Source organism: Paenibacillus sp. FSL L8-0502 (assembly GCF_038593055.1).
GTDB lineage: Bacteria > Bacillota > Bacilli > Paenibacillales > Paenibacillaceae > Paenibacillus > Paenibacillus polymyxa_D.
In genome coordinates this window covers 48,937-65,265 of record NZ_CP151958.1, presented here as the reverse complement: position 1 = coordinate 65,265, position 16,329 = coordinate 48,937, and the positions used below count along the sequence as shown (strand labels likewise).

Genomic DNA, 16,329 nt, shown 5'->3' with positions numbered 1-16,329 from the left:
TGGGTGTCACCTATCTTTCTTTGCGTTAAGGTCAAGGCTGATATCCAGACTATGAAAAGAGTATGTCAGCCTGCCTACAGAAATCACATCTACGCCACTCTCAGCCATCTCACGCACTGTATCCAGCGATACATTGCCCGAGGCTTCTGTTTTGACATGTGGTGCCCGTTCCCGAATGAACCGAACGGCTTCCTTCATATCTGGGGCAGACATGTTATCCAGCATAATGATATCCGCCCCAGCTTCCAGGGCTTCCTGCACTTGTTTCATGTTTTCCGTCTCTACTTCAATCGTCATCGTATGCGGTATATTAGCACGCGCTCGACTCACAGCTTGTTCAATCCCACCTGCGCCCTTAATATGATTATCCTTAATCATAACAGCATCGTACAGGCCAAAGCGATGATTCGAGCCACCGCCTACACGAACAGCATACTTCTCCAGCAGCCGATGTCCTGGTGTTGTTTTGCGTGTATCCACCAAGCGGGTGGACAAACCATGCAATTGATCTATAAAAGCTCGAGTCCGCGTGGCAATGCCAGACATTCGTTGGAGCAAATTTAACGCCAGTCGCTCTCCAGTCAAAATCGCATGGGTACTTCCATTTACTTCAGCCAAAACGCTTCCCTTTTCAATCCACTGTCCATCGGTCACCAGCGGAGTAAACGACAAGGAAGGGTCCACTACCTGAAATACAAGGGCAGCCACGGGTAAACCCGCAACTACGCCGCTCTCCTTGGCATGAATGACAGCTTTGGATTGGTGGCCCTGCTCAATCGTCCAGCGCGTGGTCACATCACCAGAGCCTGTATCTTCTCGCAGCCAGCTGCGAATTTGTGCCGTCAGTTCCTCCTGATATCCACTAAACTCTCCATAAAGCTCGCTGTTAGATGTCATGAACGTACTCCTCCGTTATCCCTTGATCACGTCGCTGCTGAACATGCTTTCGCCAGGCGCTATCATCTGTCTCAGGAAAATCCTCGCGATAATGCGCTCCCCGGCTCTCCTCACGCAGTAACGCACCATCTGTTACTAATAAAGCACATGTGAGCAAATTGGCAAATTCGATCTCTTCCCGGCTAGCGATCACAGCCTCGAAAATAGGCAATTGCCCTTGCAGCTCATCTAATGCTGCTTGCAGCCCCTCGCCGTGCCGACGAACTCCAGCATAACGAACCATTACTTCTTGCAGCTTATGCCGTTGCTCCGTGACGGATGAAGCCGGGAACTCTGTGCGGTTATCGCTATAAGATATCAACGTATGGCCGACCAGCGGTGGCAATGAATGCAGTCGCTCAATAATCCTGCTGGCGAATACAATAGCTTCAGATAATGAATTGCTCGCAAGACGATTAGCTCCGTGAACACCTGTAGAAGAGGTCTCCCCGCAAGCGAATAAACGCGCAATGGAGCTTTCCCCGTGTAAATTGGTCTGAACACCACCCATCATATAATGGGCAGCAGGCGCAATGGGAATCCAGTCTGTCGTCATATCCAAACCAAATGACAGACATGTCCGATAAATGGTTGGAAAACGTCGCTTCACCCGCTCAGGCGGCTCATGCGTAATATCCAAGTATACAAACGCAGCTTGGGTGCGTTCCATCTCATGAATGATAGCACGAGCTACGATATCTCTGGGTGCAAGCTCCTGCCGTGAATCATACTTGTCCATGAAGTGTTCTCCGTGAATATTGCGTAACACGGCTCCTTCTCCCCGTACAGCTTCGGAAATTAGAAACCTTGGAGCGCCCGGATGGCACAACGCCGTAGGATGAAACTGTATGAATTCCATATCCCGGACAATCGCCCCAGCACGATACGCCATAGCAATACCATCCCCGGTTGCAATATCCGGGTTAGTCGTATAACGGTATAATTGCCCGCTACCTCCTGAGCACAAAATCGTTGCATTAGCAGTGATATACGACCTTTCCCCACCTGGCTTTTGGACGAGGGCCCCAATACACTCACCATGCTCAGTCAGCAGGTCGATGACCATGCACTCTTCCCACACTTCGATACCGGGATGAGCAGCAACCTGCTTTGACAACGCACGAACAATTTCATAACCCGTAGCGTCTCCATTCGCATGCAAAATACGCCGATGGCTATGCGCTCCTTCCCGTGTCAATGCTAGTTCACCATCCACACGATCAAAAGCCGTTCCCATACGTATTAACTCTTGAATACCAACTGGACCTTCATGGACAAGCGTTCTGACCGCCTCTGGTTCGCACAAACCTGCACCAGCAATCAGGGTGTCCTGCATATGATAAGCAGGTGTATCCTCATCCGATGTGACAGCAGCAATGCCGCCTTGAGCATAACGTGTGTTGCTTTCCATCAAAGTCTTCTTGGTGATCAGCAACACTTTCCGATTCTCTGCAGCCTTAATGGCTGTATATAAGCCCGCAATGCCCGAGCCGATAATTAACACGTCGGCTTCCAATCGGGTCAATTCCGCTACATCAAAATCAACTAGATATCTTGGAATCATGCCTTCACCTGATTTCACAGAAGAATAGCGCACACCATAGGTTCTACAGTATGCGCTCACGTATATGTTCAAAATAATAGAAAGTCGATTGCAGCAGCTGTTGGCTTTTATAAGCTAAGAAGACGACAGCCGTTTATTTAACAATAAATGTACACAACGTTCCGGTGTCTGTCAAATCACGTTAGCAATAATCTTCCATTTAAAAAGCTCCGGAAAACCAATAATACCTGGTTCCCCGGAGCTTGCATATAAGCTTATTCAACTATCCATTGAATGATTAGGTTGTTGTCGGTGGAGTACCACCGGAGTTGCCCGAATTGTTATCATCCTCTGGCTTTTGCAGATTAGGGATATCATTCGGTTGATCTGTTGTATTCTTAGGCTCTTCATCCTTACCTTGAATACGTACACGGACGTCTCCAATGTTGTCGATCACAGGCTCACCGTTTTCCGGTGTTCCTTCTCCTTCAGTCGTGCCACCATCCAAAGAACCTGTCTCAATCAAACGTTTGATTTGTTCAAGTTCCAAGGTTTCTTCTACCAGCAAGGTTTGAGCAATCAAATGAACCTCTTTGGAATACTTGGTCAGGAGTTCTCTAGCACGCTCATAAGATTCAGTGATGAAACGATTCATCTCCTGGTCAATCTGATAAGCGATCTGATCACTGTAGTTCTGCTCATGACCGATATCGCGTCCAAGGAATACTTGGCCTTGTGAAGTACCGAACTGCATCGGACCAAGTTTCTCACTCATACCATATTCTACGATCATGCTACGTGCGATGCTTGTTGCTTGTTGGAAGTCGCTATAGGCTCCTGTTCCGATCTCACCAATGAACAGTTCCTCGGATACGCGTCCACCCAACAATCCAGTGATTTTGTCCAGCAATTCCTGCTTAGTTGTCAGCATGCGGTCTTCCTTCGGAAGCATGATGACATATCCGCCTGCACGTCCACGTGGAATAATCGTTACCTTGTGAACCATGTCGGCATTTTCCAAGAAGAAACCAATAATCGTATGGCCTGCTTCATGATAAGCAACAATTCGTTTCTCGCGGTCACTGATTACGCGGCTGCGTTTTTCTGTACCTACGATAACACGGTCGATGGCTTCATCTACTTCTCGCATCGAAATATCCCTGCGGTTACGACGGGCCGCCAACAAGGCAGCTTCGTTCAACAGATTTTCGAGATCAGCGCCTGTAAAGCCTGTTGTACGTTTCGCAATTACGTCCAATTTAACATCCTTCGTTAACGGCTTGTTGCGAGCATGTACATACAATACTGCTTCACGGCCTTTAACATCTGGACGGTCAACCGTAATTTGACGGTCAAAACGTCCTGGACGAAGCAACGCCGGGTCGAGAATATCCGGACGGTTTGTAGCAGCTACGATGATAATACCTTCGTTTGCGCCGAATCCATCCATCTCTACGAGCAATTGGTTGAGCGTCTGCTCACGTTCATCATGTCCGCCACCCAATCCAGCGCCACGTTGACGTCCAACGGCATCAATCTCATCAATGAAAATGATACAAGGTGCGTTCTTCTTAGCGTTCTCGAACAAATCACGAACACGGGAAGCACCGACCCCGACGAACATTTCTACAAAATCAGAACCTGAGATACTGAAAAACGGTACTCCAGCCTCGCCTGCAACAGCTCTTGCCAAGAGTGTTTTACCCGTACCTGGAGGGCCCACTAACAGAACACCTTTCGGAATACGAGCGCCCACAGCTGCAAACTTGCGTGGGTCCTTCAAGAATTCTACGACTTCGACAAGCTCCTGCTTCTCTTCGTCAGCCCCTGCCACGTCCTCGAACGTAACCTTCTTCTTCTCTTCGTTATACAGACGGGCTTTGCTCTTGCCGAAGTTCATAACTTTGCCGCCACCGCCCTGTGCCTGATTAAACAGGAAGAAGAACAACAGGAACATGATCACCAAAGGAATGATAGAAGTCAAAAACGTCAGCCAGATGCTTTCGCCTTCCATTTTCTTCTGTACATATTCAAACCCGTTCGTTTCGCTGGCATTTACCAGTTCACTTAGTGCTTGATCCGTTGGTGGAACATATACGGAAAAATTGGTCGATTTAGCATTAGCCGGCTGCTTCTTATATGCACCGGTTACAAGATAGGCGTAACCGTCAAATTGGACCGTTACTTTAGAGATGTTATTAGCTTTAACCTCTTGCCGTAATTGGTCATATCTAGGGAGATCGGAGGCTTCGTTACTGTTACTAACAAACTGAACGATACCCACCACAACTAAAAAAAGAATCAAATAAAAACCAGAATTCCGGATGAACCGATTCATCCCCTACCTCCTCTCGAGACACTTAAGTTATTTTACCATAGCCTGTAAGTCCTTCTCAACAAAGGGCCTTATTTAGTCCTAGGACTGGAGGCTGAGATTAGCTGGTATAGATTTCCGGCTTCAAAATCCCTATGTATGGGAGGTTCCGGTAGTGCTCGGCATAGTCCAGACCATAGCCGACAACAAACGCATCTGGAAGCGTAAATCCAGTATAATCTGCTTCAAGATTAACCGTCCGGCGTGCAGGCTTGTCGAACAAGGTTACGACACATACCGAATTGGCATTACGATTCTTGAGCAGTTCAATCAAATGTGTCAGCGTCAGGCCGCTGTCGATAATATCTTCGACAATCAGAACGTCGCGTCCTTCCACAGATGCGTCCAAATCCTTAATGATTTTGATGATACCTGAGGATTTTGTGGACGCTCCATAACTTGATACAGCCATGAAATCAAGCTCCAATGGCACTGTAATGGATTTAACCAAATCAGCCATAAAGATAAACGCACCTTTCAGTACGCAAATCACCAATGGATTTTTCCCTTCATATTTTACGCTGAGCTGTGCACCCAATTCCTTAATTTTACTCTGAATTTCTTCTTCGCTGATCAATATTTCCTGAATATCATTTTGCAACGGTGTAAACCTCCTAAGTTTATACTATGAAAGCCGTTCCTGTGCAATTACCGGTGCCCCGGACTCTCTCGTCTTTGCCATGACATATATATAACCGAAGACGTGTGCTCTTGCACCGCGGCATGTACAGAACGTCGTACGCCCGGAATCCAGAGAATAGCTCCAGAGTGGTCGCAGACGATGGGAATAACGGAACGCATTGAAGGAGGTATTTTTTCATTAATAAAAATATCTTTAACCTTTTTTCTTCCGTTTAATCCCATTACATACATGGTATCTCCAGGTAATCGCGAGCGTACAGTCAAAGGCAGACTCAATTGATCTGCGTCGAACCACGCTTCCTCCTTATTGGCCGGATGATCCCCATCCAAATAGGAAGCCCTTCGCCACCGAAGTATACCACCTGCCTCAGGCAACTCTAGCTCACCGGAAATAGGCAATACACTTAGTCCATAGCACCATTCGCCCATAACGACTTGCGTACGGTCAAACAAAACCGCTTGGTCATATTCGCGGACTCCAACCGCACCGCCTCCCAAATCCAAACTCCATGTAGACGATGCCTCTTGGAGAAGTCTTAGTCGAACGGTCTCAATTTTACGAAAATCAAAATTTTCACTGTCCGAAGGCAGATAATTTAATATTAGTTTAATCAACCTCCGTTGTAAAGCAACGGGTAGCTTACGGTATGAAGCGATGGGAAACATGTACCTGCCATTATCCAAGCTCACCATTTTCTCGTATACTGACAGCGTAGATGCCTCCATAAAGTCATTTTCGTCAGCCATCGTTTCGGCCAGCCGGTTCAGAGATGGTGTCAGTCGCTCATTATATTGCCCCAAAAAAGGAAGCACATCCATGCGGATGGCGTTACGGCGGTATTTGGACGATAAATTAGTGCTGTCTATCACGTAGGAAAGACCATACAAGTTACAAAACTCAATCAGGTCAGCCTTGTACATACGTAGCAGCGGGCGAATGAGTTGCACATTTTTTTCATTGCGTGCCAAACGCATACCCGCCAAACCTGCTGGGCCGCTACCACGCAGCAAGTGCAAGAGAACCGTTTCGGCTTGATCGTCGCCATGGTGAGCCATTGCAATATGCTGTGCTTCCCACTTTGTAGCCATATCATGTAAAAAGCTGTAGCGCAGCTCGCGTGCTGCTTCCTGTGGTCCCTTACCACTCTCCTTCATATAAGCGGGTACATCGACCCGAGTCATTTCAAATGGAAGTTCAAGCTTTCGGGCAATATTGCGTACCACTTCAGCCTCCGCATCCGATTCCTCTGGTCTGAATCCATGATGAACGTGAGCGCAGACGAGTTGTAAAGGCATATGTATAACGGATATTTCATGTAAAATGTGCAAAAGGGCCACCGAATCCGGCCCACCGGATACAGCAACCACAATGCAGTCTCCGGGGCTCCACAGTGAATGATCTCGCGCCAAGGCGAGCACTTCCTGTACAACACCGGTCGGTTTTGTTGTTCCCATTCCCGACCCTCTTTTCTTCCGACCGTAAAAATGATGATCATCTGTTATCTTATGTAAGTCATGCTGCTACCTTAACGCAATCCAGAGCGCTCCGGCAAGCAGCAAAAGCGATACCGTGAAAGCATATCCCAGCCAGCGTGGATTCCCTCTTTTGACCGACGATTGCCTGACATGTGCGGAAGCCAAACGTGACCAAGATCGGGCCGCTGCACGAGTATCGGAATATTCTCCACGCACTGCACCCAGTAGCCATTCGGCATAGGGGCGTAATACACGGCTGCGGCGAATGATGACCGTCAATTCTGCCGTATTACGCAACTGTGGCAGCCTGCTGGCAGCCGCCTTTAACGATTCGCTCTCCAATATATGAATCGTTAGAAGAGCGAAGGCAAACAGGTCATACTGGGAATCGGCATTTCGGCTGCCAGCATTCCAAAATCCCCTGTCATACCATTCTGTAAATTGTTTAACACTCCGGCCAGCAAGAGACACCCCACCGTAGTCAATTAATTCAGCCTCTCCATAGGCATTGACCAAAATATTCTGCGGCTTCAGGTCGCCAAACACCCACCCTGCCTGATGGAGATCCGCCAGACGATTCAGTATACCGGTTCCAGCCACGCCATACCATTCCGGCCCTTTGGCTGCCACAAAGCGATGAAGTGGATCACCCTTAACGTACCGCATAACATAAAAGGGTATCTCTCCGCTGCGTAACACTACATCATCCACCTCAAACAAAAAGGAAGGATTCCCATTTCGCTGGAGGGCGGTCTGAGTGCCCTGAGACTGCAATGTGGTTAGCACATTAATCTCCGATTGCAGATCAAGCGTGTTCTTCCCCATTTTCAGAGCAAATTGCCGATCGGCCTGTGCTTCTTTTACCAAATATACAGTTCCGTTCGCTCCCCGGCCCAGCAAGCGCTGGATGACATAGCTGCTCCGCTTCCACTTGCCCTTGATGACCGTTCCGGGTGCAAGAACGGGATCAGACGACGTAGTCACCGAGCATCCCTTCTCCTTTGCCATAGGATTCTTCCAGATCTTTCTGTTCTCCTAGTGTAACATATCGGTAATAATCAATCACTTGTAAAATGGCAGGACCTGTCGGTGTTGCCCCTTTCATCCGCAAGCGTCCAAATATCGATTTGATCTGATTAAGCTCAGAGGTCCAACCGATATCCATGACTGCGTCTTCTCCCATTTTGCCGCCCGGAAAATGAAATACAGATATACGGCTGTGTCCGCTTCTGGACTGTAAACTGAGCAGCAAATCACGAATGCTGTCCTCTACAGCAGGCAGCTTGGGCTTCATGCTCGCACTTGCATCAATGAGTAAAGCAATCTCCAGGGTGCTTGTTTCTGTCAGCTCATCCATCACCTCAACCACTTGGGCTCGTTTTGCCGGAGGAAGTTCACCGATATGTTTGGCGCCACCCTCGCCCAAAATGTGCGTTAACTCTCTATTAACCGCCTGCTGAATGGTTTGAACCACCGTTTTGCGCGTCATCATCTGCATGGTCTGTGCCAACTGCTTCGTCCCAACGATTTGGCTAAACCCTCCCCCTGCTTTAGCAATTTCTTGAATCTCCGCGCTGCCAAGCTCGCCAATAGTTCCATAATCTATGACTCCGGCGACATTCACTGTAATACCTTCCCGTAGAGCTTGGGCAGCCGCCATGACTGGACTAACACCTACATTTGAGCACCCGTCTGTTATGATCAAAATTTGCTTCATCGTTTTTTGACCTCCGCTTCCTCTTAATCTATTCCGATAGATTCTATCTTTGCCTAATCCGGAACGATTCAAACGAAGGATGCGGATTTTTAAAAAGCGAATAAGGAATTTCCCGGGCAATGTCGGATTAGCTCACCGTCCGTGGACGTTCCAACCACCTCATGCCAGGTACATGGAGAGTTGCCCATTCTGGGCGGAAGTGATCTATTTTACTAACGACTACTGTCATATCGTCATAGATTTGATTTTGTTGGTATCGAATAACCCGTTCTAGCAAACAGTCGGCCAACTGCTGAGGATCTTCGCTTTCAATCTCCTGAATCATGCGTTTCATCCATATTTCCTTATTAACCGCGTAACCCGGTGAGTCGTATATACCGTCTGTAATCATAATGAGAATATCACCCGGCTGGAGCTGCAGGGATACCAAATCAATTTCAATATCCTGTATAATGCCAATCGGCAAATTGCTGGCAGATACGGGAATGACCTCCTCTCCTCTTTTAATAAAGCTTGGCGTAGACCCAATTTTCATAAAGGTTGTCTGGGCCGTATACTGATCAATCAGCGCCATATCGACCGTAGCATACATTTCCTCAGGTGATCGCAGCATCAGGACAGAGTTAACCGACTTGATCGCCAATTTTTCGTCCATACCCGATTGCAGTAATTCCTCCAAAATGTTAAGTGCTGCACTGCTCTCTTGCTGCGCGCGCTCTCCGTTTCCCATGCCATCGCTTAAGGAGACTGCAAAAGTCCCGTTCCCTAGCTCCATCATGCTGTAGCTGTCTCCTGAGAAAAAATCACCTCCTTTGGCCGCACTAGCTACCCCTGTAGCAATCTCATACGTTTTAGCAGAGCCGAACATGACTGTAGCCAAGCCTTGGCGGCGATCTGCCTCCGTTTCGCGCATTACAGCTATATGCTCGTCCAGTATGTCCGACAGCAGTGGAGCAATGATTTTCCGACATTCATCAAATCCCCTTGTATAGGCATGGACAATCTCAATTTCTACCTGACCTGCATCCAGATTAATAATCTCAATAGATTGGATGGACAAGCCCAGTCTATCAAGAGCCTCCCGTATTTGCTCCTCCTGCCGATGCATGGTCTGCCCTTCCCGCTGAATTTCTCGCGCTAAATCCTCCATGATTTGTGATACGCCCGATAGCTGGTCAGCAACAAGCTGACGACTATCGTATACTTGGCGCTTCCACTGCATATTATGTTGGTAGAGGCTATACTGCTGCTTCATCACTTGCAGGACAGCGCCCGTTTTAGCACATGCCTTACTCCATTGCGGGGGAATCTGTTCTGGCTCCAAATCCGGGTTATCCTCAATGGCGCTCATCATTTCAGTCATATACTGATGGGTTTGCATGAACTTGCCGTCCCAGCACTGCTCACACTTGAAGCAAGAGGCACATGTCCCTTCCGCCACCGCATTCATAAAGTGTTCGATTTCACCATCCGACTTCGCGCCCTCACTTGCAGATATCTGGTGAAAGCTGCGGGATAGCTGACTGAATACACGGGAAAACTTCGTTACTCGCTCTGCGGTAAGATCGCGGACCCTTTTGGCATATTCATGCTGAGATTTAGCATGGTCCTGCGTACCGGGAACATAGGTAGAAACCGCTTTAAAGAAACTTTTTGGGGTCATTAAAAATAATAGAATCGCCGCACAGCTCTCCCAGGTTGATGTCAGCACGTCTCCGGTCCCATCCAAATAGATCGTCAGAATGGAGGAGCCTAGCAGCATCCCAAGCGCAACAGCACCCTTTTTCCCTTCACGCAGCATCCCTGCCAGCAAACCTGCAAAAGCGAGTAAACTCATCTGCACAATTGCAGACATATTGGCCAAGCTTAAAATTAAACCGGTAATGACACCGACCGATGCACCCAGCGAAGCACCTCCCACCAAAGCAAACACCAAGACCAAATATCGCGACAATACATGATCGACAGACAATGAATGAACAGTCCATCCTACTGCTCCTGTCATCACAGAGGCTAATAAAATAATAAGACATAAAATTTCCTCATTTTTGAGCTGGCTTGTCTTCTTGCGGTACGTAAACAACGGTATGGCCTGTGTGAATACCAGCGTAAGCATAAAGCTGAGAACCGCATCCGTTCCCACAATGATAAGTTCATACCATGTGAAAGTTGGAGCCATCACGGCGTTAAATAAATTGACCATAAACACAGACAAGAAAACCATAAGCGGAGCATAGGATAGTTCCAGACGATCGAAGGTTCGTAACCCGCGATACAGGAAATAAAATACCAGTAGCTCACCACCAATCATAAATAACGATGGGTAAGGAGCTAACAGGCTGCCTAACACAACGGATACAGCTACAGGCAGCATCAGGTCACGCCGAAGAAACGTAATGACCGCAAAATAAGCGAGGGCAAAAGGAGAAAGCTCGTCCAAAATAGTGGCGCGTCCCAGTAGAACTCCCATAGCCGACAATAGCAGCATCCATCTTTGCGCTGTTACCCATTGCACCACTTTATGTGAATCCAGCCGTTTTCTGAGTCTGGAAGACCAACCTTCCGTACGCTCTTTGGATTTGGACTTTCTAGATTTTAACCCCGGAAAATGTACCACGTTCCATTTCTCCATCATGCGTCAGGCACCCCATTCATCAATTTGATGTTCCCATCTTAAACCGGAACGACTGAGAAAGTTTGTCAGAACCCCACGTCTTATTCCAAGAAATTTCCGACAAAAAAACGTTCTGCGCGAAAGGACAGAGCATCACCTTGAACATCAAGCTACGCCCGTATGGAAGCAGATGGAAGTTGTGTCTCTTAACTCCTTGCTTGACCTCTCTATGTCGTCCATCACTATGACCAAGACTAGCGATTTGCACAGAAGATAGACGGAAAACCGTTGGAGTTTGTCGGACGATTATGTCCTCACGACAAAAAAAACATTCGCTTTCCAGCACGAATGCTTTCCTCGTCTTCATCAAAATTGCGAATCTCATAAAATGCATGTATAACGATAACCGGATTTATCGTCCACACCCATTGCATGTCGCATCTATTGTCGGTAGAACGCAAAAAAACCGTAGCAGTCTTTCGACTGTACGGTTTTCCGTGTATGGTTGATACGGTTGTCAAAGTGAATTAAACACGCTTCGCGCCGCGTCCTCCGCGTTTACCTTCGGTGTTCTTTTTCAGCGACGAAATGCGTTCCTCACTATCTTTCAGGAAGCGTGACATTTTATCCTCAAATGAAGGTTTACCCGGTGCAGGCTTGAAAGAACGGCCTCCACGATCGCGGTTGAAACCACCGCCACCACCACCGCGTCCTTGACTTGGACCTGAACCTCCACCGCCGAAACGGTCGCCTCCGCCTGGTCCTCCTGTACGCTCCGGTCTTGGAGCTCTTGGGGGACGGGCTTCACTTGCCGGCTTGTCAATCGTTTGCTTAATGGAAAGTCCGATTTTGCCATCTTTGTCAACATTAATGACTTTCACCGTCACGACATCATTAATCTTCAGGTGGTCGTTAACATCCTTAACATAGTTATCGGCGATTTCCGAGATGTGAACGAGACCCGTGACACCTCCAGACAAATCCACAAATGCTCCAAAATGCGTGATGCCTGTCACTTTGCCCTCTAACTTGGTGCCCACTTCAATTGCCATAGAATAAAATGATCCTCCCTTAAAATATACAACCGATTTTTTTGCAAAAAAATCCCGCTGTGGTGATTTGATTATACAAAATGGCGGAACCAAGGTCAACTAAGCATTGGCCCGATAATGTTCCTATTTCTGATCTCCGATGATTGGCGTCTCTTCCGGTTTGTAAAGACCGTACTTACTTCTGGCAATCTCGCCAATGTACTCAGGGTCCTTGAGACGATTCACTTCGGTTTGAAGCTGTTGTTCCGTTTGTGTAGCAGCTTGCTTCTGCTTTTCCTTCTGGATGAGCTGTTCATTTCGATCGGCCATAATCATGCCTTGAGAAAAAAAGGTGAAAATTGCCCAACTACCAAAGGCGGCAAGCGATAGCAACCAAATCATGATTCGCCTGCGCCCGCCCGCGTTGGACTTGGACGTAGAAGATGAATGGCGATCTACAGACGAATTACGCATGATACTACCTCCTTCCAAACCATCTTTTCGCTGTGTTTTTCAGTCTGATACCCAGCTTTACGAGCGACTCTGGAGTCCTCCAGCGCGCTTTAAGTGGACCGATCAGCCATAGGATCGGCTTCCAAACCGGCATCAGGATGTATATCAGCATCCTTCCCAGGAACACAATAAGTGCCCATGTCCATCCGACTAGCTTGCGTAACAGCCGATACAGCGCTAACACCGGAAGAACAATCAGGATGCGCAGTATGCTGTTCACGATCAACGTCAGTCTGCGAACTATCTCTAATAACATTACCACAAAACGTTGGGTTGTAACACTAAAGGCCCAAAAATAGAGCCAAACCCCCAAAAGTAGTCCTAAAAAGACATAAAACCGCAGCTCACCGCGATTACTCGCGTATAGCACACGGAAAATAAACAAAGCCGAGGCCACCCAGTACAGCACGTCCAATATATGAACGCTCCAGCGGGCAAAATGAAAGCGGATGGACAGCACCCGGTAGCTGTCAAACACCACTCCCATGGCTATGCCCGACACCAGCATCCACGTTAACGTCAGCCATTGCGTGTAAGGGTTCATTTGAAGATCTTGCCGAATAGGCTTTTTCCGTTTTTAGCCGGGGCCCCGGGCTCCAGGTAGACGAGGGAAGTAATCAGACCTTCAATGGACAACAGTCCCTCTTCTAGGCTGAGGTTTTTGATATGTAAATGTTGTCCGCGAATGGTGAGATGGCCCAGCTCGGTCTGAAGCAAAAATTCTTCACTGTCAAAGCTCTCCACATTGCTGACGCCTGAAATATCGAGTTGCTTGCGGCTTTGCATGCGCAGATCATGGTGCTTTGACTTCCCTTGTTCAATCATGGCATGTACCCCTCCTTCTGTTCTTAGCTTATGAAGGGGGCCGTATGATTTAGAACCGCTTTTGCTGTTAATCAGCATATGATGGACGAAAACTCGTCATCTAAAGAAAAAAAGCACTCCTTCATAAAATAATGAAGGAATGCTTTCATGTACAGTTGTGAGAAAATCAGATGTCTGCTTACCAGTTTAAACCATTGTCCCTGGCAATAGGCTCTTCCTTTACCAACGTGTACATACTTGCAGCCTCGTCCTTGCGTGTAGTGTCGGCGAGCCGTTCCACTCGCACGGTCACCAGCTTCTGGCCAAACTGGACGGTAATTTCATCGCCTACTTTGACCGCACTGCTCGGCTTGGCTTCGCGTCCGTTCACCAGCACTCTCCCTTGTTCGGAGACGTCCTTGGCTACCGTACGCCGCTTAATCAGCCGCGAGACTTTCAAGAATTTATCAAGACGCATTAGTTAACGGCTTCTTTAAGCTTATTACCGGCTTTAAAAGCAGGAACGGTCGATTCTGGAATTTCAATCGTGTTACCGGTTTGTGGATTGCGGCCTGTACGGCTGGAACGCTTGCGTGTTTCGAAAGTACCAAAGCCGATCAGTTGCACTTTGTCACCGCTAGCGAGTGCATCTGTAATTTCACCAAGAACGCCATTCAATACAGCTTCAACGTCACGTTTGCTCAAACCGCTTTTGCTGGAAATATTGTTGATCAGATCTGTCTTGTTCATAAGATAAAAGCCTCCCAAATGTCAAAAAATAATCATCACGCTACATGTCCATTGATGGAGCAGACGTGAGGTCCAACTGTGGCCGAAGCCCTTCTGAATGTCACTGTAACACGCTTAACTATAAGCTACAGTTATTTTCAGAATTACTACAAGTTATTCTGGCTTGTCCGTAAAAATCCTGCAATGACAGGCGTTTTTTTATTCGACCCCAGTCAAGCCAACATCCTACTACAAAACTCTGCCCATTGGCAAGTCCTCTCAAACTGGGCCTTCTTTCAACCCTGCATATGTCTCATTTTACTGTTCTGTGCAGCCAAAAGCGAATATGTGGAATCACGCTTTACCAAGGAGCTTTTTCGCTTCCTGCCAGTAAGTCTCCATTTCATCTACGCTGCTTTCTTCGGGACGACGTCCCTGCTCGCGTAATTTCTGCTCAATATACTGGAAACGGTCGACAAATTTGCGATTGGTAGCCGACAATGCCTCTTCCGGATCTACTCCCATAAACCGGGCTGCATTCACGGCAACAAATAACACATCGCCTAACTCCAGCAACTGGGCTTCCACAGCATGCCCTTCACGAACCGCTTCCTTCAGCTCACCCACTTCTTCGTCCAATTTATCGAATACGCCCTCAATGCTATCCCAGTTAAAGCCTACTTTAGCTGCTTTCTTCTGGAGCTTGTACGATTTCATAAGAGCAGGCAGATCACGCGGAACCCCGTCCAGTACAGAAGGGTATGCTGCCGTCGTGCCTTTAAGCCGTTTTTCCTCAGCCTTCATCTGCTCCCAGTTTTGCAGCGCCTCTTCCGCATCATTCGCTTGATTATCACCGAACACATGCGGATGACGGAAAATAAGCTTATCATTCAGCCCCTGAATTACATCATACACATTGAAGGTTCCGACTTCCTCTTCCATTTGGGCATGCAGCAAAATTTGCAACAACAGATCGCCCAGCTCTTCCTTCATATGCTCAGGGTCGTCCTCATCTATCGTTTCGATGACTTCATACGTTTCTTCGATCAGATTTTTGCGAATCGACTGATGTGTCTGTTCACGATCCCAAGGACAGCCTTCCGGGCTGCGCAAAATATCGACAATCTCGTGTAGACGGTCAAAAGAACGCCATTTCAGCGCTTCATCTTCACTGCGAGGTATGTATACCAAGGATAGGTTCCCGTAGCCCTCTACTCGATCCAGCTCGTACAGCGGTACCTTGTGCACCGTTTCCTCCCCTTCTACCCCAAGGGCGTGACCGACATATACCTCATAATCGTCAGGATACCTCTCCATCAGGCACAGCTTCACATCAGAAGCCGTAAAGGTGTCATACACCTGTCCGATCAGTGTATGCAGCTGAGGCTGGAGCCAGCTGGCATCCAGTGTACCTGCGTCCAACAACTGAAAACCCTCAATCGGATCAAAACCAAGACGCACAAAAGCTTCATCCAGGAAACTTTCGCCCCCTAGAATATTCAGTTCAATCCCTTGCGCAGGACAACGCTCCTTAAGCAACTGCACCGCTGCTTCTGCCACCATAGGGTGGCCGGGAACCGCATAGACGATTTCGCTTCCGTCTGCCGCCTTAGCAGCCGTCGTAATCAATTGGCTGGTAATTTCCTCGTATACCTCTGGGAAAGACTCTTTTGTCTCATATACCTCGTCAAACGACTCAAAAGCCACTTCAAACTCATTTAGCACTTGAACCGCAGGATGCTCCTTGGTCCGCAGATACAGCGCTGAAGCGCCCCGCATTTTGTTCAATATCCCTATCGTAAGCTGATCCGGATCCCCCGAGCCCAAACCTACGACCGTTAATGTTACGCTCATATCCCATCCTCCGTTTCGCAGAAACAAGGCTCATGCTCGAAAAAATACACGGCCTAACCCCGCTTCCGCTTCCTTTGCTTTGGCATTACTATACCA

General features: G+C 47.9%; 15 protein-coding genes. All 15 read right to left on the bottom strand.

Annotated elements, in window-relative coordinates; genetic code table 11:
* Positions 1-6: 6 nt before the first annotated feature.
* A complete protein-coding gene (gene nadC / locus NSQ57_RS00300) occupies positions 7-897 on the bottom strand; it encodes a carboxylating nicotinate-nucleotide diphosphorylase (RefSeq protein WP_039274023.1) in 891 nt (296 codons plus the stop codon).
* Positions 887-2,500, bottom strand: a complete 1,614-nt coding sequence (gene nadB / locus NSQ57_RS00295; protein ID WP_342425487.1) for an L-aspartate oxidase — start codon at positions 2,498-2,500, stop codon at positions 887-889. The genes nadC and nadB overlap by 11 nt, the downstream gene beginning before the upstream one ends.
* A gap of 277 nt (positions 2,501-2,777) precedes the next feature.
* Positions 2,778-4,817, bottom strand: a complete 2,040-nt coding sequence (gene ftsH / locus NSQ57_RS00290) for an ATP-dependent zinc metalloprotease FtsH (RefSeq protein WP_029514626.1) — start codon at positions 4,815-4,817, stop codon at positions 2,778-2,780.
* Between the two features lie 97 nt (positions 4,818-4,914).
* Positions 4,915-5,454, bottom strand: coding sequence for a hypoxanthine phosphoribosyltransferase (hpt, locus tag NSQ57_RS00285; RefSeq protein WP_023986447.1), 540 nt, complete (start codon positions 5,452-5,454; stop codon positions 4,915-4,917).
* Between the two features lie 47 nt (positions 5,455-5,501).
* Positions 5,502-6,950: a tRNA lysidine(34) synthetase TilS gene (gene tilS, locus NSQ57_RS00280; RefSeq protein WP_165150730.1), complete on the bottom strand. Its 1,449-nt coding sequence runs from the start codon at positions 6,948-6,950 to the stop codon at positions 5,502-5,504.
* Between the two features lie 66 nt (positions 6,951-7,016).
* Positions 7,017-7,955, bottom strand: a complete 939-nt coding sequence (locus tag NSQ57_RS00275) for a serine/threonine protein kinase (protein ID WP_342426105.1) — start codon at positions 7,953-7,955, stop codon at positions 7,017-7,019.
* On the bottom strand, positions 7,939-8,688 hold the full coding sequence (locus NSQ57_RS00270) for a VWA domain-containing protein (RefSeq protein ID WP_023986444.1): 750 nt from the start codon (positions 8,686-8,688) through the stop codon (positions 7,939-7,941). The genes NSQ57_RS00275 and NSQ57_RS00270 overlap by 17 nt, the downstream gene beginning before the upstream one ends.
* A 127-nt stretch (positions 8,689-8,815) precedes the next feature.
* On the bottom strand, positions 8,816-11,323 hold the full coding sequence (gene spoIIE, locus NSQ57_RS00265) for a stage II sporulation protein E (protein ID WP_080710745.1): 2,508 nt from the start codon (positions 11,321-11,323) through the stop codon (positions 8,816-8,818).
* Positions 11,324-11,829: 506 nt separating this feature from the next.
* Entirely contained in the window at positions 11,830-12,354 is a 525-nt protein-coding gene (locus NSQ57_RS00260) for a S1 domain-containing RNA-binding protein (protein ID WP_014279051.1), read from the bottom strand.
* A 123-nt stretch (positions 12,355-12,477) separates the two neighbouring features.
* A complete protein-coding gene (locus tag NSQ57_RS00255; RefSeq protein WP_029514621.1) occupies positions 12,478-12,807 on the bottom strand; it encodes a septum formation initiator family protein in 330 nt (109 codons plus the stop codon).
* Between the two features lie 4 nt (positions 12,808-12,811).
* On the bottom strand, positions 12,812-13,390 hold the full coding sequence (yabQ, locus tag NSQ57_RS00250) for a spore cortex biosynthesis protein YabQ (RefSeq protein WP_029514620.1): 579 nt from the start codon (positions 13,388-13,390) through the stop codon (positions 12,812-12,814).
* Positions 13,387-13,671, bottom strand: coding sequence for a sporulation protein YabP (gene yabP, locus NSQ57_RS00245; protein WP_025721693.1), 285 nt, complete (start codon positions 13,669-13,671; stop codon positions 13,387-13,389). The genes yabQ and yabP overlap by 4 nt, the downstream gene beginning before the upstream one ends.
* Positions 13,672-13,849: 178 nt before the next feature.
* Entirely contained in the window at positions 13,850-14,128 is a 279-nt protein-coding gene (locus tag NSQ57_RS00240; protein ID WP_016818913.1) for an RNA-binding S4 domain-containing protein, read from the bottom strand.
* Entirely contained in the window at positions 14,128-14,400 is a 273-nt protein-coding gene (locus NSQ57_RS00235; protein ID WP_007428028.1) for an HU family DNA-binding protein, read from the bottom strand. Before NSQ57_RS00235 ends, NSQ57_RS00240 begins: the two co-directional genes overlap by 1 nt.
* 333 nt (positions 14,401-14,733) lie before the next feature.
* Entirely contained in the window at positions 14,734-16,233 is a 1,500-nt protein-coding gene (mazG, locus tag NSQ57_RS00230; RefSeq protein WP_342425486.1) for a nucleoside triphosphate pyrophosphohydrolase, read from the bottom strand.
* Positions 16,234-16,329 lie beyond the last annotated feature (96 nt).